The sequence below is a fragment of the Streptomyces sp. NPDC058371 genome, from assembly GCF_042723265.1.
In the GTDB taxonomy this organism is placed as follows: Bacteria; Actinomycetota; Actinomycetes; order Streptomycetales; family Streptomycetaceae; genus Streptomyces.
Genome location: NZ_JBHXJC010000020.1, coordinates 52,471 through 72,721, shown reverse-complemented (window position 1 = coordinate 72,721; position 20,251 = coordinate 52,471). Strand labels below are relative to the sequence as shown.

General features: G+C 70.3%; 13 protein-coding genes and 1 tRNA gene. 3 read left to right on the top strand and 11 right to left on the bottom strand.

Features of this window, described 5'->3' with window-relative positions; genetic code table 11:
- Positions 1–361 precede the first annotated feature (361 nt).
- The 3 genes from ACFWM2_RS37065 to ACFWM2_RS37055 form a co-directional block, all read right to left on the bottom strand.
- Complete coding sequence (locus ACFWM2_RS37065) at positions 362–1,258, bottom strand: glycosyltransferase family 2 protein (RefSeq protein ID WP_383289616.1); 897 nt, start codon at positions 1,256–1,258, stop codon at positions 362–364.
- Between the two features lie 392 nt (positions 1,259–1,650).
- Positions 1,651–1,794: a hypothetical protein gene (locus ACFWM2_RS37060; protein ID WP_383289613.1), complete on the bottom strand. Its 144-nt coding sequence runs from the start codon at positions 1,792–1,794 to the stop codon at positions 1,651–1,653.
- A gap of 406 nt (positions 1,795–2,200) precedes the next feature.
- Positions 2,201–2,515 carry a hypothetical protein gene (locus ACFWM2_RS37055; RefSeq protein WP_383289611.1) on the bottom strand — a complete coding sequence of 105 codons (315 nt, stop codon included), beginning with the start codon at positions 2,513–2,515 and terminating at the stop codon, positions 2,201–2,203.
- Positions 2,516–3,481: 966 nt separating this feature from the next.
- Here ACFWM2_RS37055 and ACFWM2_RS37050 point away from each other — a divergent pair.
- The 3 genes from ACFWM2_RS37050 (at position 3,482) to ACFWM2_RS37040 (ending at position 6,251) form a co-directional block, all read left to right on the top strand.
- Positions 3,482–4,030: a hypothetical protein gene (locus ACFWM2_RS37050; protein WP_383289608.1), complete on the top strand. Its 549-nt coding sequence runs from the start codon at positions 3,482–3,484 to the stop codon at positions 4,028–4,030.
- Between the two features lie 568 nt (positions 4,031–4,598).
- Positions 4,599–4,982: an RRQRL motif-containing zinc-binding protein gene (locus ACFWM2_RS37045; protein ID WP_383289605.1), complete on the top strand. Its 384-nt coding sequence runs from the start codon at positions 4,599–4,601 to the stop codon at positions 4,980–4,982.
- A 447-nt stretch (positions 4,983–5,429) separates the two neighbouring features.
- The gene (locus ACFWM2_RS37040; protein ID WP_383289602.1) at positions 5,430–6,251 is read left to right on the top strand and encodes a hypothetical protein; all 822 of its coding nucleotides are present in this window, start codon (positions 5,430–5,432) and stop codon (positions 6,249–6,251) included.
- Between the two features lie 188 nt (positions 6,252–6,439).
- On the opposite strand, the gene ACFWM2_RS37035 is transcribed toward ACFWM2_RS37040, so the two are convergent.
- From ACFWM2_RS37035 to ACFWM2_RS37000, 8 genes are all read right to left on the bottom strand, one after another.
- Positions 6,440–6,513: transfer RNA gene (locus ACFWM2_RS37035), tRNA-Thr, on the bottom strand.
- A gap of 107 nt (positions 6,514–6,620) precedes the next feature.
- A complete protein-coding gene (locus ACFWM2_RS37030) occupies positions 6,621–8,261 on the bottom strand; it encodes an alpha/beta hydrolase (protein ID WP_383289599.1) in 1,641 nt (546 codons plus the stop codon).
- Between the two features lie 322 nt (positions 8,262–8,583).
- A complete protein-coding gene (locus ACFWM2_RS37025) occupies positions 8,584–9,789 on the bottom strand; it encodes a DNA polymerase III subunit delta' (RefSeq protein WP_383289596.1) in 1,206 nt (401 codons plus the stop codon).
- 361 nt (positions 9,790–10,150) lie between these two features.
- Positions 10,151–13,564, bottom strand: coding sequence for a dTMP kinase (tmk, locus tag ACFWM2_RS37020; protein WP_383289593.1), 3,414 nt, complete (start codon positions 13,562–13,564; stop codon positions 10,151–10,153).
- 148 nt (positions 13,565–13,712) lie between these two features.
- Positions 13,713–16,526 carry a type I DNA topoisomerase gene (topA, locus tag ACFWM2_RS37015; RefSeq protein ID WP_383289590.1) on the bottom strand — a complete coding sequence of 938 codons (2,814 nt, stop codon included), beginning with the start codon at positions 16,524–16,526 and terminating at the stop codon, positions 13,713–13,715.
- Positions 16,527–16,783: 257 nt separating this feature from the next.
- Entirely contained in the window at positions 16,784–16,981 is a 198-nt protein-coding gene (locus ACFWM2_RS37010; RefSeq protein ID WP_383289587.1) for a hypothetical protein, read from the bottom strand.
- A gap of 588 nt (positions 16,982–17,569) precedes the next feature.
- Entirely contained in the window at positions 17,570–19,087 is a 1,518-nt protein-coding gene (locus ACFWM2_RS37005; RefSeq protein ID WP_383289584.1) for a methyltransferase, read from the bottom strand.
- A 501-nt stretch (positions 19,088–19,588) separates the two neighbouring features.
- Positions 19,589–20,188 carry a small secreted protein gene (locus ACFWM2_RS37000; protein WP_383289581.1) on the bottom strand — a complete coding sequence of 200 codons (600 nt, stop codon included), beginning with the start codon at positions 20,186–20,188 and terminating at the stop codon, positions 19,589–19,591.
- Positions 20,189–20,251 lie beyond the last annotated feature (63 nt).

Genomic DNA, 20,251 nt, shown 5'->3' with positions numbered 1-20,251 from the left:
TTCCATCGGATCTGGTCCGACGGCGCGCGCGTACGACGCGCAACTCGGGGGAGTGCCGCCGTCGCGACCGGATCCGGGACGCGAGAAGGCCCCGGTCATCAGAGGTGAATGAACGGGGCCTTCGTCGTTCGTCGTTGCGTTTTCGCGGTGCACCGGCTGCCGTTGGCGAAGCATCCGGAGGCCACCACTTTCAGATGACCGGTGACCGCCCAGGCTCAGGGTGACGGGTGGCCCTCCCAGCTCAGGGTGACGGGTGGCCGTCCCAGTCAGAGGACGGTGACCGCCCCGGCTCACGTGACGGGTGGCCGCCCCAGTCGGACAACGATGGCCGTCCCAGCGCGGATGACGATGGCCGCCCAAGTCAGATGACGGGTGGCCGCCCCAGCCGCGTGAGCCGCCACACGGTCCGCCACCGCATCGGCCGCCGCTCGCCGCCCGACGCGCGGAAGCCCTCCACGAACCCCCCGAACCAGGCCCGCAATCCCCCCACGGACCGAGTCCGTACGAGGGTGAGGAGCATCCAGATGCCGAGGTGGACGGGGATGAGCGGAAGGGGCAGCCGCCGCCGGACGAGCCAGACGCGGTTGCGGGCGGTCACCCGGTGGTAGATGGCGTGCCGGGCGGGCGAGGTCTTGGGGTGCTGGAGCAGCAACTCGGGCTCGTACAGGACGGTCCACCCGGCGTCGGCGGCGCGCCAGGCGACATCGGTCTCCTCGTGCGCGAAGAAGAACTCGGCGGGCCAGTCGCCGATCTCGTCCAGCATCCGCATGGAGAAGGCGTGGCCGCCCCCGAGGAATCCGGTCACCGGCCCGCCCCGCATCGGATCGCGGGCTCCGACCCTCGGCACGTGCCGCCGCTGTGTCTCGCCGTGCTCGTCGGCGATCCGGAACCCGACGATGCCGAGCCGGGGGTCGCCGGCGAAGAGGTCCCGCACCCTGCGCAGTACGTCCGCGTCGACGAGCAGCCCGTCGTCGTCGAGTTCGACGACGACGTCGACGTCCCCGAACTCCCGCAGTTTCGCAAGGCCGACGTTCCGCCCGCCGGGGCACCCGAGGTTCTCGTCCACCTCGATGGGGGTGACCTCGCCCGGCAGCCCGAGCCGCTCGGCGAAGTCGGGCAACGGGCACCCGTTGCCGACGATCACGATCCGCGCGGGCGCGACATCCTGCTTGGCCACGGAGGCGAACAGCGCGTCGACCTCGACGGGCCGGTTCCCCATGGTCACCACGGCGACCGCGATCCGCGGTTCCTGCGCCACGACATGCACCCCATCTCGACCGACGACTCGACCGCGATGCTAGCCGTTAACCGCAGGGCCGCCCGCGGTACGGCCACACTCCGTGCGCCGTACGAACTCCTACGGGCACGGGCCGGCGCCGGCCCGAGAAGGCCCGGGCGACCCGCCCGCCTGCCTCCCCGAGCGACCTGCCCAGCGCCCCGACCCCCGCCCCACCAGCGCATCCCGCCAAAAGCAGACGGGTCCATACGTCGGTGTGCCCGAGAACGCCGCGCTGCCGCTACCCGGCGCGTGTGTCGGTGCGTTTGCCGGTGCGTTTGTCAGGGGGATCGGCGGTGTGCCGAGAGCGCCACGCTGCCGCGAACCGGGCACGTGTGCCGGTGCGTTGCCAGGTGTTCAGGGCGCGAAACCGACTACCGCACCAGCCGCGCGAGCAGCGTGGCGAGGTCGGCCATGAACTGGAGCCAGGGGCGGGCCCGTTCCGCCCGCCGTCCGAGCCGCCGCCCCAGGCTGCCGGACCGTCTGCTCTCCCGCCGCTGCAGTGCCTTGTCCCTCACCCGCTGTAAGGACCTGATCCGTTGCACCCCGATGCGCCTGCGTCGCCTCATAACGGGACGCTAACGGGGCCGAGTTGGGGGACACACCTGACGGGATCGACAAATCCCCTCGGCGGTTATTGGGGGTAACCAGGAGGTTTCTGCCCAGGCGGCAACGTCGCCCGCTTTACCCGTACTCGCCAGTGCCCGGCAGGGCAGTTCGTCGGTTTCGGAGAGCGCAATCAGCGGCCGCGGTGAGTCCTGACCTGTGAAACGTCCCGGGTACTTCGTGCGCACCAAAGGATGGCCGCCGGAGACGGAGCCGTCGAACGCCCCTGGCGGTTCCGGTCGGTTCCGGTCGATTCCGGGCGGTGAACCGCGCCGCCCCTCCAACTCCTCCCGCGCCCCTCGTGGTGCCCCCAGTCAGTCAGTGGCGCTTTGCCCGCTTTCTGACCCTGTCGATCAGCTTGGCGTCGAAGTACTCGAACCGTTCCCTGTCGGCATCCACCGCATCGAGGATCATCCGGGCCATCGACGCACGACCGGTCGCGTACTCCTGGTACAGAGTCCACACGCCCTCGCGTGCCGCGATCTGGCAGTCGACCTCGAGTTCTGGTGCGCCGGCCTCGGCTTCAGTCCAGTGCGACTCCCCACCGACGCAGGAAATAAGCTCGTCGAGCAGACGGATGTGCACCGTCTCGGACGTCTCCTCGTTCAGCGCCGCCACAATCAAGGTGGTCACGGGTACCGCCACCTCGAAAAGGAGGGACTGGACATATACGTGCCCCTCCAGGGATGCCTCCGCCATCTCCTTGGAGCTGCTCGATTCGAGCAACTTGGCAAACGTCTCGGGAATGTGGGCACCGGTCTTGCCACATCCACACCGCAAGGACGCTCAGTCCACACGCTCAGCCTGGATCAACGACGGCCTGACGGTCATGCCTGCACCCCCGGCGCCTTCGGTTCACTTCTGCTGTTCTCTGCTGACCCACCGGTACACGCTGCTCGCGCAGGCGACGGAAGTGACGTCGGCCCAGGCGTACGGGAGAGCGACAGGCACTGCGCCCTCCCGCCGCCGCGAAGCGCCCGAAGGACGCATGGCGCATGAGGCATGACGCGTGGCGCGTGGCGCGTGGCGCGTGGCGCGTGGCGCGTGGCGCAAAGCAAAAGCCCCAGATCACGGCGAGTGAGTTCTGAGGCTTCCACAGAGCCGCCTTCGGGATTCGAACCCGAGACGTACGCATTACGCGTTGTCCGATCTTGGCCCATAGGCGTCCACAGGTGTCCGCCGCATGGCTTACACGCCTGATCACAAGGTCTGCCGGGCTCCGGCGGACGCCATCGGACTGCCCCGGAACTAGCGGTGGTTGAGACCGCAATTGAGACCATGAACCTTCGCCCCTAACGCATCAGGCGCCCCGTGGCCTTCCGTCGATGGTGACCCGCAAGATCGCTCCCGAGGTCGTCCTGCACAGTCCGCTTAAGCCGCCGCACGTAGAACAGCTCAGCCACGTTTGTCCACTAACGAGGGCGGTTTGCCGGTTCCCGCCCATGGCCCTCATGCGCCTTCTACGCTCTGGCCATGGTTTGTAGCCCGCCCGCGCAAGCGGGGCCACCACGAGAGAGGCAGGGGGCGATGAGCAAGTCTGCCAAAGTCGAGGAGCCTGGAGAGGACCTCCTACGGGAAACGATCAGACACACTCTCGCGGTGCTGGTCTACGTTACCGGCGCGGTGGCTATCGAGTACGGTAGGCGATTCCTAGAAGCCAGCAAAACACCGACCGTGGTAGCAGTGACTGTCTTATGTCTAGAGTTCGGGTTCACCCTGAGTGCTATTACTACAATGGTTCGAGCACTTATCGAGCTCGTTCAGGCATTGCGAGAATTGGGCGGCCATGTTGGTTTGCACAAGGCACTTAAGGCTTTGAGGGCGGTTGATCTACGGAGACTACTCCTGAGGGTGCCCGTTGTAGGTGTGATAGTCGCTCTTCTTGCTTACGCAATCATATTGGTGGGCGAATTTATTGCTGCTGGAAACTGGTTCGCCCTCATCTTCGTTCTGATTATGATTCCCGTCTTGCTGTATATTGCTGCCACCTTCAGCATCACAGGAGGCGAACTGCCTATCGAAGCAGACATCATCTCAACAGGCGCCTTTGTTTGCCTAGCAGTGTTGCTAGGGGGCGTCATTTTGGGCATTCCATTCAAGTTGTTGGGAGCCGACGTATTGGGATTCTTTGCGGGGCTGATTAACTGACCAACCTGTGCCGTTCGGAAACCAATGCTGCCGCTCGGAGTGGGTCCGACGCATCCCGAGTGCACTGCGGATCTCTGTGCGATGCGAGATTTGGGAGGGGAGATTTTCGAGGCGGCCGATCTCAACGGCGCAGATATCTCGACGGCGCGCGGTTTCACCGTGGAGCAATCGGTTGTTGCGGATACAACGTCGGAGACCATGCTGCCGGAAGGCATGAGCGAGGATCCATGGGGGAACTCGCCCCCGCCGCCGAGCCGGAGGCGCCCGCACCACCCCCCGTGGCGAATCGGCCGGCACAGCCGCCCGCGGCCAAGCCGCGCTCGCGTTGACCGGCCACGCCGAAAGGCAAGGGCACACCGCCGCGCACCTTCGATGAGCTGCTGAGCCAGGCTCGCACACTCGCCGCATCGTGGTTGGACGGGGAGCTGAACGCGGAGGGCATCCGTACCAGGGTGCACTGCTCGGCTGCCAACGCCCTGCGCGACGCGTTGAAGGCCTAGCGCGCCGACGGCCGTCCGCTGCACTCCGTGGACGCGCAGGGCGACGGGCGCGAGGCTGAGGCCGCCTGATGTCCGCCGTCTACGGCAAGTGCTACGACCCGACCGGCGCCCGCTACGGCGTGCCCACCTACCCCCGGCGGCTGGCCCCCGACGGCTACGCCACCCGCCGGCAGCTCCGTGCCAAGGGGCTGCGTCCGGGTGGTCAGCCGATCGCGGCACAGGTGATGCGGGTCAACCGGCGACGCGGCAACGTCCGCGTCGCCTACCTCTACCGGGTCGACCGTGCCCAGCCGGTTCGGCCGATGACGTCGCGCAAGTGGGGTGCGCTCGCGCTGGCGATGCTCGCCCGCCGCACCTGCCCCCGCCGCCTGCTCGATGTCGGCTACTGCATCCCGCGCTCTTACGGCATCTGCGGCATGTGCATCGACGCCGAGGAACAGCACGCCACCTGACCTGCTCAACCACCCTCCGGCGAGGTCCGGTCGCCCACCTCCTACAACGACGGCCGGACCCCGCCTTTCCTCCCCATGGAAGGAACCTCAGTGAAGCACCCCGACGACGACGAACTCTTCAACCGCCTCGAAGCCGAGATGACGGCCGACTCCGGGGGAGAGGTAATCGACCTCGACAAGGCCCGATCCGCCCGCACCGAGTCGGCCAACCCGACCACCCGACCCAGCACCGAACCGTCGGCCGACTCCGTGCCGAATGGGTCGTACCCGCATCCGATCGCCCTGCTGCGATCAAGACTGATCCCGTCGACGCCCGCGCGGCTCGCTCACGACGTCGCTGCATCCGCTGATCAGCAAGCCCCCAGGTTGGAGCCACTCCGGCCTGGGGACAGCGCCGGCAGGAGGCAGGGTTCCCAAGCACAGGCTGTGCCGACATCATGAGCCAGCGTGAAGGACTTCGTGATTCCCCTCGTACTAGCTGTGATCGGGTTTGCTGCAACCGGACTGGGAGCCGTCGTTGGAGCACGATCAACCAAGTTCGGCGCCGAGAAAAGCGCCGAGGCTGTCCGAAGGCAAGTGCAAGACCAGGGGGCCGTTGAGCATGCTCATTGGCTAAGGCAGCAGCGCTTCACTACATATGAAAGCTTCCTCGAAGCCTGGGACGAGTGCCTGCGTATCACCCAAGCATCCGCAGATTCTGATGCGCCAGACTCAACGGGCCTAGACGAGCTTCGGTTGGCCGCGGACCGTATGGCGGAGCGCGCACGACGCATCGCGATCCTAGGTCCCCCGGACGTCACGCATGCGGCTGAGTCTCTGGCGGAGACGATGCAGGAAGACGTCAAAGTCGCCGCCCGGTTCATCGAGGTGACCCAAGCCGCGGTGGCGGAGGTCGATGGACGCCCTGTATCCGCAGATGCCGTCTCCGAGCAAACAGCTGAATACCAGCACCGCATCCAACAGGTTGCGGAACTAGTCACTTCCCATCGCAGTCAGGGGGGTGACCCTCGCGAGCTTGATGGGCACCCCATGCTGCGGGCAGCGATGGAGAGCATGGAGCGATATCGACAGGCCTCGCGAGAGGTGCGGGAAGCACTGAGCACGAACCTTGAGCGACTCTCCGCGGCTGCGAGCGAGGCGTTCTCAATGGGGGACGTACTCACACGCAACAAGGAAGCGCGAGAACTCAGCCGGGAACGGTTCACGAACGCGGCGCGGGAGGCGCTCAGCAGGGCATCCATGCCCGACCTGCGATCCGATCGAGAGTAAGCAATCCCTGCGCTGCTACCTCAGCAGCGGCTCCGGGGCGGAAGCGCTTCACACCCCCATCTGAACCCGTGACTGAGACCAGAACTGAGACCAGCGACACGCAAGAGGCCCGCTTCTGCCCCCACCACCGCATCTGCCAAAAGCAAAAGCCCCAGGTCACGGCGAGTGAGAGTCTGGGGCTTCTACAGAGCCGCCTTCGGGATTCGAACCCGAGACCTACGCATTACGAGTGCGTTGCTCTGGCCATCTGAGCTAAGGCGGCGCGCTGTCCGCACTATGGTGCGATCAGCAACGTCGGTAAGTCTACACAGTTTCCAAGGGTGCTCCGTACACGCCCCGGGGCCTGCGCCACCGGGGCGTGCGGAGGTGCTATGAGCAGCGCTTTCCCTTGCTGGGCGGGGTGCCCTGGAGCAGGTAGCGGTTGATCGCGGAGTCGATGCAAGCGCTCCCGCGACCGTACGCGGTGTGGCCGTCGCCGTTGTACGTGAGGAGGGTCGCGGAGGAGAGCTGGTCGGCCAGGGACTGCGCCCAGGGGTAGGGGGTGGCCGGGTCCCGGGTGGTGCCGACCACCAGGATCGGGGCCGCGCCCTTCGCCTCGATGCGACGGGACTCACCGGTGGGCTTCACCGGCCAGTACGCGCAGTTCAGGGAGGCCCACGCCAGGCCCTTGCCGAAGACCGGGGAGGCCTTTTCGAAGTCGGGCAGCGCCTTGTCCACCTGGTCGGGGCCGGAGAAGGCCGCCGGAAGGTCCAGGCAGTTCACGGCCGCGTTGGCGAACATCAGGTTCGTGTACTTACCGTCCGCGTCCCGCTCGTAGTAGCTGTCCGACAGGACGAGCAGACCGGCGCCGTCCTTCTCCTTCATGGCCGAGCCGAGCGCCTCGCGCAGCTGCGGCCAGGCCCCCTCGTCGTACATCGCCGCGATCACGCCGGTGGTGGCCAGCGCCTCCCCGAGCTTGCGTCCGTCCACGTCGCCCGTCGGGATGGGCTCCTTGTCGAGCCGCGTGAAGAACGCCTTCAGGTTCTTGCCCACCTGGTCCGTGCTCGTGCCCGCGCGGCCCAGCGGGCAGTCGCTCTGGCGCACGCAGTCCTTCGCGAAGGACTGGAACGCCGTCTCGAACCCGGCCGTCTGGTCCTCGTTCATCCTGCGGGCCGACAGCGACGGATCCATCGCCCCGTCCAGCACGAGGCGCCCCACCCGGTCCGGATAGAGCCCGGCGTACGTCGCCCCGAGGAACGTGCCGTACGAGGCGCCCACATACGTCAGCTTCCGGTCGCCGAGCGCGGCGCGCAGGACGTCCATGTCGCGAGCCGCCTCGACCGTCGACACGTGCCGCAGGAGATCGGCCGAGCGCTTGCCGCAGCCCTCAGCGAACTTCTTGTAGGCGCCGACCAGTTGGGTCGTCTCCTGCTTGTCGTCCGGGGTGACGTCCGTCTGCGTGTACGTGTCCATCTGCCGGCCGGAGAGACATTCGACCGGCTCGCTGCGGGCCACCCCGCGCGGGTCGATCGCCACCATGTCGTAACGGGCACGGACCGCCGCCGGGTAACCGATGCCCGCGTACGACTGCAGATAGCCGACCGCCGAGCCGCCCGGGCCACCGGGGTTGACCAGCAGCGAGCCCAGGCGCTCGCCCGGGCCCGTGGCCTTCTTGCGGGCGACGGCCAGCCTGATGCTGCCGGAAGCCGGCTTGGCGTAGTCGAGCGGCGCCTTCATCGTGGCGCACTCGAAGCCGGGGACGCCGCAGGTGCGCCAGCTCAGCTTCTGTCCGTAGTACGGCGACAGCGTCGACGGCGTGGCACGGGGCAGCGCGGCCAGCACCGCGTCCGCCGTCGACGTGCTGGTCGAACCGCCCGATGAGCAGGCGGAGATGAGCAGCGCGGTGGTCGCGAGCAGCGTGCCGCCGGTGCGGAAGGGGGGACGGAAGGGGGTACGGAGGGCCCGGATCGTGCGACGGGACGCGGTCGGCCGGTGGGTACGGATCGGCCCGAGGGGGCGCCTGATGTGCATCCCGCGAGCGTAACCGTGCGCGATGGCTTGATCACCATTAGCGACCGATGCGACTCGTACGAGTGATGCCGTCAACCAGCCGCTCCCGAAGGCCCGATGAACGGCCCCCCGATGGCAGGAGGCGGCCCGACCCACCGACAGGCACGAGGCCAATCCGGCCCGCCCACGGCACGAAGGCCAGCCCGACCGCAGCGACGGCACGAGGGTCAGCTCGACCGCGGCGAAGGCACGAGGGCCAGCCCACACGCAGCGGCGGAACGAGGACCAACCCGACCCACCCACGGCAAGAGGGCGGAGCCCACACGCAGCAACGGTACGAGCGTCAGCCCGCGCGCAGCGACACCGTCATCGCCTCCACCGCGAGCAGCGGTGCCACGTTCCGGTCGAGAGCCTCGCGGCAGGCCCCGATCGCGTCGATGCGGCGCAGGGTCGCCTCAGGCGAGCTGCCGCGCGCTATGCGCTCCAGGGAGTCGTGGACCTCCGTGTTGGCGATGGCCACGCGCGAGCCGAGCTGCAGGGCGAGCACATCGCGGTAGAAGCCCGTGAGGTCGATCAGGGCCAGGTCGAGGCTGTCGCGCTGCGTACGCGTACGCCGGCGCTTCTGCCTGTCCTCGAGGTCCTTCATGACGCCGGCGGTGCCGCGCGGCATCCGGCCGCCCTTCTCCGCCCCGAGCGCCACCTTCAGGTCCTCGGTCTCCTTCACGTCGACCTCTTCGGCGAGCTGCTTGGCGTCCTCCGACGCCGTGTCGATCAGCTCCTGGGCGGCTTTGAGGCAGCCACCGATGTCGTCGACACGAAGCGGCAGCTTGAGGACGGCGGCCCGGCGGGAGCGGGCCCGCTCGTCCGTGGCCAGCCGGCGGGCCCGGCCGATGTGCCCCTGGGTGGCGCGGGCGGCGGCGGCCGCGACGGCCGGCTCGATGCCGTCACGGCGTACGAGGATGTCGGCGACCGCGTCCACCGGCGGGGTACGCAGTGTGAGCAGGCGGCAACGGGAACGGATCGTCGGCAGGACGTCCTCGATGGACGGGGCGCACAGCAGCCAGACCGTGCGGGGGGCCGGCTCCTCGACCGCTTTCAGAATCACGTTGCCCGCGCCCTCGGTGAGGCGGTCGGCGTCCTCCATGACGATGACCTGCCACCGCCCGTTCGCCGGGGACAGCTGGGCGCGGCGGACCAGGTCGCGGGTGTCCTTGACGCCGATGGAGAGGAGGTCGGTGCGGATGATCTGCACATCGGCGTGCGTGCCCACCAGGCTCGTATGACAGCCGTCGCAGAATCCGCAGCCGGGCACGCCGCCCAGCGCGCGGTCGGGGCTCACGCACTGGAGCGCCGCGGCGAAGGCGCGGGCCGCCGTGGAGCGGCCGGAGCCGGGCGGGCCGGTGAAGAGCCAGGCGTGCGTCATCTTCGACGCCTCGGGAGGTGCGGTGCTGGTCGTGTTCGCCGTCACCAACGCGTCGGCGTCACGGGCGGCCGCGGCGAGCTGAGAAGTCACCTTCTCCTGACCCACCAGGTCGTCCCATACGGGCATGGGGCACCGCCTTTTCGTCGCACTTCGCCTTGCCGCGTCCCATTGTGCGGGAGGGGACTGACAACGCCGCCCCGCCGGCCACCCCGACGGGCCTCAGCGCCGGCAACCGCTCCGACCGGCGTCAGCGCCGACGCCCGCCTTGACCAGCGTCAGCGCCGACGCGCCTTGACCAGCCTCAGCGCCGACCGCTGCCTCCACCGGCCCCAACGGCCGACGCCCTCCTGACCGGCCTCAGCACCGTCCCCTGCCCCAGCGCCAGTGCACGCCTTGACCGGCCTCAGCACCAGCGCACGCCTTGACCGGCCTCAGCACCAACCCGTGCCTCCACCGGCCCCAACGCCGACGCCCGCCCCAAGCGGCCTCAGCGCCGACGCCCGCCCTTGCCGCGCCCGTCGTCCCAGTCGTCGTCCTCGTGCGGGCCGAGCAGCTCGTCCGCGAGGGTCGGCAGGTCGTCCAGCGGGGTCTCCTCAGCCCAGTCGGAGCGGGGCCGGCGGCGCGGACTGCCTTCGGCGTCGACCTGAGGGAGTTCACGGGTGCGGTCGTTGCCGTCATCGGGCCGGTGACCCTGGCGCTCGTCGCGGAAGAAGCCCGGCGGGACCCTGTCCGCGGGGTCACCCGCACCGTCGTCCTGCACCGGAGCCGCGCCCCGGTCACGTACGGGCCCGGTGCCCGCGTCCCGCGGAGCGGCACCCCCGTCCCGTACCGGAGGCAGCACAGTCGTCTCGTCCGCGGCCCCCGGAACCACGGGAGGCAGCACCGCCGTCTCATCAGCCCCCGGCGCCACCGGAGGCAGCACCGCCGTCTCGTCCGCCGCGCCCTTCGGCGCCGGCGGAATCGGCAGCTTGGCCGTCTCCTCGGCATCGGACCGCGAGCCGGAACCGGAGCCGGAACCCCGACCCGTACGGGCCTTGGAACCCGAGCGGGACCCGGAACCCGAGCCCCCACCCGTACCCGCCCCGGAATCCGCATCGCCGCGTCCCTCGGAATCGCCGGGCCGGACAGGCCGCAGTACGGCCGTCTCGTCCACCGGCCCGCCGGACGCGTTCGACGGCGTCACGACCGGCGTCGGCACGGTCGTCTCGTTGCCGGAATCCGACGGCGACGCGGACGCGCTCGACGCGGCCGAACCGCCCTCCGACGGCTCCGCCGAAGTCACCGCGGCCGCCGCGGCGGCACCCGCCGCGGCCGAAGCAGCCGCGGCCTCCGCCGCCGCCCGCCGCGCGGACTCCGCCCGCAGCAGGGCCTCCTCGGCCTTCCGCTGCTTCTCCACGCGGCGCGCCTCCGCCTCGGCCCGCAGCCGCGCCTCCTCCTCGGCCTGCTTGCGCAAGCGGTCCTGCTCGGCGGCCCGCGCCTGCTCCTCGGCGAGCTTGCGGACCCGCTCCTCCTCGGCACGGCGGCGGGACTCCTCGGCGCGTACCCGGGCCTCCTCGGCCTGGCGCTCGGCCTCGCGCCGCTGGGCCTCCTCCAGCTCGCGCTGCTTGCGCTCCTCCTCCTCGGCGCGCAGCCGGGCGAGCTGCTCCTGGCGCTCACGCTCCAGGCGCTCCTCCTCGGCCTTGCGCGCGGCCTCCGCCTCGGCCTTGCGGCGCAGTTCTTCCTCGGCCGCCTTGCGGGCCTCTTCCTGAGCCTTCACCTCGGCCTCGGAGAGGGGCAGCATCACGTCGAGGCGGTGCCGGATGACCGTGGTGACCGCCTCGGGCTCCTGGCCCGCGTCGACGATCAGATAGCGGGCAGGTGCGGCCGCGGCGAGCGTCAGGAAACCGGACCGCACGCGCGTGTGGAACTCGGCGGGCTCCGACTCCAGCCGGTCGGGCGCCTCCGTGAACCGCTCGCGAGCGGTCTCCGGCGAGACGTCGAGGAGCACGGTCAGATGCGGCACCAGGCCGTCGGTCGCCCAGCGCGAGATCCGCGCGATCTCGGTCGGCGACAGATCACGTCCGGCCCCCTGGTACGCCACCGAGGAGTCGATGTACCGGTCCGAGACGACGACGGCACCCCGCTCCAGCGCGGGCCGCACCACGGTGTCGACGTGCTCCGCACGGTCGGCCGCGTACAACAGCGCCTCCGCGCGGTGCGAAAGCCCCGCCGACGACACGTCCAGCAGAATCGACCGCAGGCGCTTGCCGACCGGCGTGGCCCCGGGCTCCCGCGTCACGACGACCTCGTGGCCCTTGGCCCGGATCCACTCCGCGAGGGCCTCCGCCTGCGTCGACTTCCCGGCGCCGTCGCCGCCCTCCAGGGCGATGAAGAAGCCGTTCGTGGCCGCCGCCTGCTCCGGGTCGTCGCCGCCGCGCAGCGCGTCCCGCAGGTCGTGCCGCAGTGGCACTCCGGAGCGGTCGTCGACCTTGGCGAGCACCAGCGCGGCGACCGGCAGCAGCAGCGCGCCGACCAGCATCAGCGTGAACGCCGCACCGCCGTGGGCGAAGACGAACTTGCCGTTCTCCAGCCGGTGCGGGCCGATGCCGGCGGCCACCAGGGGCGCAACGAGCGCGCCGAGCGCCACGAACACCCGTACGACCGCGTGCAGATGCTCGGTCGTCCGCGGCCGCCGGTACTCCTCGGTCTCCTGGTCGAGCAGCGTGTGCCCGGTGTTGGCGGCGACGCCCGCGCCGATGCCCGCGAGACCCATGATCAGCAGCACGGTGGTGACGTCCGGGACGAGCCCGGCGGCGAGCAGCGCGATCCCGGTGAAGGCGATCGCCAGCGCGAGCAGCCGGCGCCGCGACAGCGACGGCAGCACGGCGGGCGCCGTACGGATGCCGATCACGACGCCCGCGGTCAGCGCGAACACCAGCAGCCCGTACGTGACCGGTCCGCCGCCCAGGTCCTTGGCGTGCAGCACGGAGACGGCGACGGCGGCCGCGACGGCCCCGGCGACGGCCGCGCAGGCCGGCACCAGCAGCGGGACGGCTCCGGTGCGGCCCTTGTCGACGCCCGAGCCGGTCTTGGGACGGCGCAGGCCCTCGAGGGGCGACCGCGCGCGCGGGGTGCGGGTCTCGGGCAGTTCGAGGAAGGTCAGCACCGACAGCGAGGCGGCGAACAGCCCGGCCGCGACATACGACGCGAGCGCCGCCTGGTGCTGGTCGAACCAGGCGATCCCGGCGCCCAGCAGGTTGTTGAAGAGCGATACGACGACCAGTCCTGCGGCCGCGATCGGCACCGCCACGAAGCTGGTACGCAGGGACAGGCGCCGCAACGCGTCCAGGTGGTCCGGCAACGGGCGTACCGTCGCGCCCTCCAGGGGCGGCGCGGGCAGCAGCGCGGGCGCGGCGCTCTCGCGGCACACCGTCCAGAAACGCTCGGCGACACCGGTCACGAAGGCGGTCACCAGGAGCACGGCCAGCGCGTCGTCCGGGGTCCAGTCGATCCACAGCGGCGCGACGATCAGCAGCCCGGCCCGCAGTCCGTCCGCCCCGACCATGGTCCAGCGCCGGTCGAGCGGGCCGTCCTGGGAGGTGAGCGAACTGAGCGGTCCGAGAAGTACGGCGCCGAAGAGCAGCGTGGCGAGAACGCGCGCCCCGAAGACCGCCGCCACGGCGAGGCTCACTCCGCGGTAGCCACCGCCGAAGGAGCCGCCCGCGATGGCCGCCTGAAGTGCGAGGACCACGAGGACGAGCAGGGCGAGGGTGTCGCCGACACCCCCCACGAGCTGCGCGCTCCACAACCGTTTCAGCTGCGGTTGGCGCAGCAGAGCGCGGACGGCGCGCTCCCGGGAATCTGCGACCAGGGCGTCGTCGGAGGCCGGATGGTGGGCCGTTGGCTGCTCGGCTCGCGTCATCCTGACAGCCTATCCGGAGGCGCCCGGTCCTCGAAGGGGCGGCCCGAACATGTGGACGCCCCCACACCAGGAGGTGTAGGGGCAGACACATAACAAGCCACCGCGCGGACGCGCCTCCGAGAGGCCGAAGCCACCCGCAGTCCCGGAGTCAGCTCTCCGAAGCCGCCGTCTTCTTGGCAGCGGCCTTCTTGGCAGGTGCCTTCTTGGCGGCCGACTTCGAAGTCGTCGTCTTCTTTGCGGCCGTTTTCTTGGCGGGAGCCTTCTTCGTCGCCGTCTTCTTGGCGGGGGCCTTCTTGGCGGTCTTCTTGACCGGGCCCTTGGCGCGCTTCTCGGCGAGCAGCTCGAAGCCGCGCTCCGGAGTGATCTCCTCGACGCTGTCGCCGGACCGCAGGGTCGCGTTGGTCTCGCCATCGGTGACGTACGGCCCGAAACGGCCGTCCTTGACGACGACGGGCTGCCCGCTGACCGGATCCGCGCCCAGCTCCTTCAGCGGCGGCTTGGCGGCCGCACGGCCACGCTGCTTGGGCTGCGCGTAGATCGCCAGCGCCTCTTCGAGCGTGATGGTGAAGAGCTGGTCCTCGGCGGTGAGCGACCGCGAGTCCGTGCCCTTCTTCAGATACGGCCCGTAACGGCCGTTCTGCGCGGTGATCTCCACGCCCTCGGCGTCCTTGCCGACGACCCGCGGCAGCGACATCAGCTTCAGGGCGTCGTCGAGCGTCACCGTATCCAGCGACATCGACTTGAACAGCGAGGCGGTACGCGGCTTGACGGCGTTCTTGCCCGTCTTCGGGGTGCCCTCGGGGAGCACCTCGGTGACGTACGGGCCGTAGCGGCCGTCCCTGGCGATGATCTGGTGGCCCGACACCGGGTCGGCGCCGAGCTCGAAGTCGCCGCTCGGCTTGGCGAGCAGCTCCTCCGCGAGTTCGACCGTCAGCTCGTCCGGGGCCAGGTCCTCGGGCACGTCGGCGCGCTGGTGGTTCTCGGAGTCCTTCTCGCCGCGCTCGACGTACGGCCCGTAGCGGCCGACGCGCAGCACGATGTCGTTGCCGACGGGGAAGGAGGACACCTCGCGGGCGTCGATGGCGCCCAGGTCGGTGACGAGCTCCTTGAGGCCGCCGAGGTGGTCGCCGTCGCCGTTGCCCGCCTCGGCGGCGCCGGTCGCCTCGCCTTCGCCGAAGTAGAACCGCCTGAGCCACGGCACGGCCTGCGCCTCGCCCCGGGCGATGCGGTCGAGGTCGTCCTCCATCTTGGCGGTGAAGTCGTAGTCGACGAGCCGCCCGAAGTGCTTCTCCAGGAGGTTGACCACGGCGAAGGACAGGAAGGACGGCACGAGCGCCGTGCCCTTCTTGAAGACGTAACCGCGGTCGAGGATCGTGCCGATGATCGACGCGTACGTCGATGGGCGGCCGATCTCGCGCTCTTCGAGCTCCTTGACCAGGCTGGCCTCGGTGTAGCGGGCCGGAGGCTTGGTGGCGTGGCCGTCGACCGAGAGCTCCTCGGCGGACAGCGGGTCGCCCTCGGTGACCTGGGGCAGCCGGCGCTCCCGGTCGTCCAGCTCCGCGTTCGGGTCGTCCGCGCCCTCGACGTACGCCTTGAGGAAGCCGTGGAAGGTGATCGTCTTGCCGGACGCGCTGAACTCGGCGTCACGGCCGTCCGCGGAGGTGCCCGCGATCTTGACGGTCACGGAGTTTCCGACCGCGTCCTTCATCTGGGAGGCGACGGTCCGCTTCCAGATCAGTTCGTAGAGCCGGAACTGGTCGCCGGTCAGGCCCGTCTCGGCCGGGGTGCGGAAACGATCACCCGAGGGACGGATCGCCTCGTGCGCCTCCTGCGCGTTCTTGACCTTTCCGGCGTACGTCCGCGGCTGGGCCGGGAGGTAGTCGGCGCCGTACAGCTGGGTGACCTGGGCGCGGGCGGCGGTGATCGCCGTCGCCGACAGGGTCGTGGAGTCCGTACGCATGTAGGTGATGAAGCCGTTCTCGTACAGCTTCTGCGCCACCTGCATGGTCGCCTTCGCACCGAAGCCGAGCTTGCGCGAGGCCTCCTGCTGGAGCGTCGTCGTACGGAACGGGGCGTACGGCGAGCGGCGGTACGGCTTGGACTCGACCGAGCGGACCGCGAAGTCCGTGTTCTCCAGGGCGGCGGCGAGTGCCCGGGCGTTCGCCTCGTCCAGGTGGAGCGTGTTGGCGCCCTTGATCTGGCCGAGCGAGTCGAAGTCGCGGCCCTGGGCGACGCGCTTGCCGTCGACCGCGGTCAGCCGGGCGATCAGGTTGGACGGGTCGCTCGCGTCGCCGGTGCGGCCGGTGCCGAAGGTGCCGGTCAGGTCCCAGTACTCGGCGGAGCGGAAGGCGATGCGCTCGCGCTCCCGCTCGACGACGAGACGGGTCGCCACGGACTGGACACGGCCCGCCGACAGCCGCGGCATGACCTTCTTCCACAGGACCGGCGAGACCTCGTAGCCGTAGAGACGGTCGAGGATGCGGCGGGTCTCCTGGGCGTCGACCATGCGCTGGTTGAGGTCGCGCGGGTTGGCGACGGCCTCGCGGATCGCGTCCTTGGTGATCTCGTGGAAGACCATCCGGTGGACGGGGACCTTGGGCTTCAGGACCTCGAGGAGGTGCCACGCGATGGCTTCGCCCTCGCGGTCCTCATCGGTGGCGAGGAAGAGTTCGTCGGAGTCCTTCAGCAGGTCCTTGAGCTTCTTGACCTGGGCCTTCTTGTCAGCGTTGACCACGTAGATCGGCTGGAAGTCGTTCTCGACGTCCACGCCGAGACGGCGCACCTCGCCGGTGTACTTCTCCGGCACCTCCGCGGCGCCGTTGGGGAGGTCGCGGATGTGCCCGACGCTCGCTTCGACGACGTAGCCGGGGCCGAGATAGCCCTTGATCGTCTTCGCCTTGGCAGGCGACTCGACGATGACGAGTCGGCGGCCGCCGTGTGCGGTGTCGCTGGTCGGGGACAACTTCGCTCTTCTCTCCGGTCGACGCGGGGGTCTCCCCGGGGCTTGCTCCCGGGGGTCGTGTCGTGCTGACGCTGCGGAGTGTGACGGTACATCCCGCCCCCGTGTCAAACGGGAAAAGCCCGCAACGGCCACTCGAACGGTAACCCGACTACCGCCATTCCTGCCGCCCGGAGTGGCCACCAGCCGTTTCTGCCCCATCCGGAGGGTGACCTCTCAATTACGAGGGGCCAGCGGGCGGGCAGCCGGGGAACGAGGCGTCACACGCGCGTGAAGCACCACGCGCCGAGCGCGAGCGCGCCCGAGGCCGCGAGGGTCGCGACCATCGCCGATGCGACGGGGTTCACACCGAGCGCGACGGGCTCGCGGTGGCGCAGCCGCGCCGCGGTCCACGTCACCAGTCCGCCTCCGAACAGGGCGAACACCGCCCCCACGAAGATCGCCGGTCCGCTTTCCATGGGTCTGTCCTTCCGCCCGGGTACCCAGGGTCGGGAGGCTGGCACGCCCGGGAATCGAGCGGGCGACGCCACGGTGAACGCGGGGCGGACGGGAACCCATGGGTCGCCATGGGGCGCTTGTGCCGTGCGGTGCCTGAGCCTTGGCGGCCGGGTGTCCCGTCGTCCGCACGACATCGACGTCCGCCCCAACTGTGGCGAATCTGTCGTTCCGGGCGGCGCGGTCCGGCGTCCGGCCTGTGGTCCGGCACGGGATCGGGCCCGTGGTCCGGCATGGATCGGGTCGAACACCGGGCGCGCCGTGGGGGTTGGCAATTCGACGCGAATACGTCGCCTGCGGGGGACGCGGGTACGTCGCCGGGGGCGTGTCACCGGCGTAGGGGTCGCCCGTGGCCCAGGGCCTGTCGATCCAGGAGCGCGCCCGAGTCGGACGGCGAGGCGGCCTCGCGTCACCGGTGCAGAGAGCAGCAGTCGCGCGTCACCGGCGCGGAGAGCAGCGGCCACGCGTCACCGGCGCAGGGATCAGCAGTCGCGCCCCGCCGGCGCAGAGAGCAGCCGCGCGTCACCCGTACGCCGAGGTGGCCGCGCGCGTCACCCGGTCGGCTCGATGAACCCCTGCTCCACCAGGAGCCGGATCTGCGCCGGCGTCCGGTCGCGCAGCAACACAGGATCCTCGCCGACCAGTTGGGCGATGGCGTCGAGAATGCGCCCGGCGCTCAGCGTGCCGTCGCACACGCCCGCGAAGCCCGCGCCGACGGTGTCCACCTTGGTGGCCCGCCGCATCCCGCGGTGCTGACGCAGCACCACGTGCTCCGGGTCCTCGGCTCCGGGCAGCCCGACCTGCTCCTGGACGACCTCGGCCACCAGCTTGAAGTGCCCCGCGAGCAGCGCCGCGTCGTCGTGGGCTCGCAGATAGTCGACGCGGTCGAAATGCGTGCGCACGGTGTCGCCGAGCGGCTGTTCCACGGAGTGGGGCCACTCCTCGACCGTGACCGACGGCTGCGCGGCCGCAGCCTTCCGCAGCGTGATCCACCCGAAGCCCACCGCCCGCACCTTGCGCGCCTCGAACTCGTCGAGCCAGGCGTCGTACCGCGCCTGGTACTCGGCCGGATCATTGCGGTGGTCGCCCGCGTCGCGCAGCCACAACTCCGCGTACTGCGTGACGTCCTGCACCTCGCGCTGCACGATCCACGCGTCACAGCCGCGCGGCACCCAGGACCGGAGCCGGTCCTGCCAGTCCTCCCCTTCCACGTGCTGCCAGTTGGCGAGGAACTGCGCGTATCCCCCGTCGTTCAGCCGATCCCCCGCCTGCTGAACGAGCGTGCGGCACAGATCGTCCCCGCCCATCCCGCCGTCCCGGTACGTGAGCCGGCCGCCGGGAGAGATCACGAACGGCGGGTTCGAGACGATCAGGTCGTACGTCTCCTCGCCCACCGGCTCGAAGAGGGAGCCCTCCCGCAGATCGGCCTGAGGCGCACCGGAGAGCGCGAGGGTGAGCGCGGTCATCTGCAGGGCGCGGGGGTTGAGGTCGGTCGCCGTCACGCGCGTGGCGTGCTGCGCGGCGTGCAGCGCCTGGATCCCGGAGCCGGTGCCGAGGTCGAGCGCGGAGGCGACGGGCGTCCGCACAGTGATGCCGGCGAGCGTCGTGGAGGCCCCGCCCACACCGAGTACGACGCCTTCGTCCCGGCTGCCGATGCCGCCGGCGCCGCCGACCGCGCACCCCAGGTCGGACACGATGAACCAGTCCTCGCCGTCCGTCCCGCCGTACGGCCTGACGTCCACGGTCGCGGCCACTTCGTCCCCGCCGACCGCGGTCAGCCAACCACTGTCCAGACAGTCGGCGACGGGCAGTACGTCCGCCACGCGCGCGTGCGGCACGGGCTGCTGCAACAGGAAGAGCCGTACGAGCGTCTCCAGCGGCGTGTCCCCGCGGGTCGCCCGGAGCGCGGGAACGGTCTCGCTCCGCGCCAGCGCCGCGTACGCGGGAGCGCCGAGCAGGTCGAGCATCCCGTCGACGGTGAAGGAGGCCCCGAGCAGGGCCTCGCGCAGTCGCGCGGCAGCGTCGGGACGGTCGGACGAGGGCAACGGGGACAGGCTGGTGTGACTCACCCATCCATTGTGACCCGCAACGCCTCCCCGGGCCGTCGGGTCCCCCGAGCACGGACACCGAGAATCGTCCCGCGGAGCGGGCGGGCGCAGCACCGGCGGGCGTACGGGCGTTCGGGCGCCTCACCCGGCGCCCCGCCCTGCACCCTCACGCCCTGAGCGCCTCGCACGCGGGGCGCATCGCACGTATCTCACGCCCAGCGCATCGCACACACATCACGCCGGGCGCATCACACGCGCGCCCCGCGCCTCGCACACACCTCACGCCGGGCGCACCGCGCGCAAGCGCAGCGCACGCACCACAGGCGGGGCGCACCGCACGTGGCACACGCCGGGCGCACGCCAAGCACCCTCGCGCCCGGACGCCGGCCTCGCGCACCACGCGCCACGCGCCTCACCCCACGCCCCACCCAGAGACTCGCCCAGGCGCCGCCAGGTGTCCCCGGGAACCCCCGGACCCACCCCCGACCCCCGGGACCCCCCGGAGGGTCCCCAAACCGAAGCTCAGCCCTTGGTGGCCCCAGCCCCCGCCGACGCGGACGCGGACTTGCAGCTCTCCTGCTTCGCCATCGCCTTGCCCACGTCTCCCTCCTCGAGCTTCTTCAACGCGTCGTTCCCGCTCTTGCTCAGCTTGTCGAGCTGGGTGGCGATGCCCTTGAGACCATCGGCGAATTTCGCCTGGTCCTTGGTGTCGAGCCCGTCGACCTGCTTCTTCAGGTCGGCATACGACGAGGAGATGCCGTTGAGTTCGTTGACCGCGTCCGTCTGCTTCTTCTTGCCGTTCTCGACGTCCGGGGCCCCCGCCTTGTCGACGGCGCCGCCGATCGCCTTGTAGGCGTCGGACATGTCCTGGAAGGCCTTGGAGTCGGTCGACTGGACGGCTGCCGGCGTGCTGTTGTCCGAGGTCTCCTTCTGGATCGCGGCGTTGGCGGCCTCGATCTTCTGCGCCTGCGGCTGCACCGCGTCGCAGACCTGCTTGGCCCAGGAGTTCAGCTTGTCGTTGTTGCCGCTGTCGCTGCTGCATCCCGACAGCGCCATCACCAGTACCGCACCGCCGGACACAGCGGCCGCGAGCTTCTTGTTCACCGGATTGGTCCCTTCCATGGCTCTCGGCCCCGGAACATACACGCCAAGTGGGCGACAGCCCCGTGTCCAACGTCTGCTTTA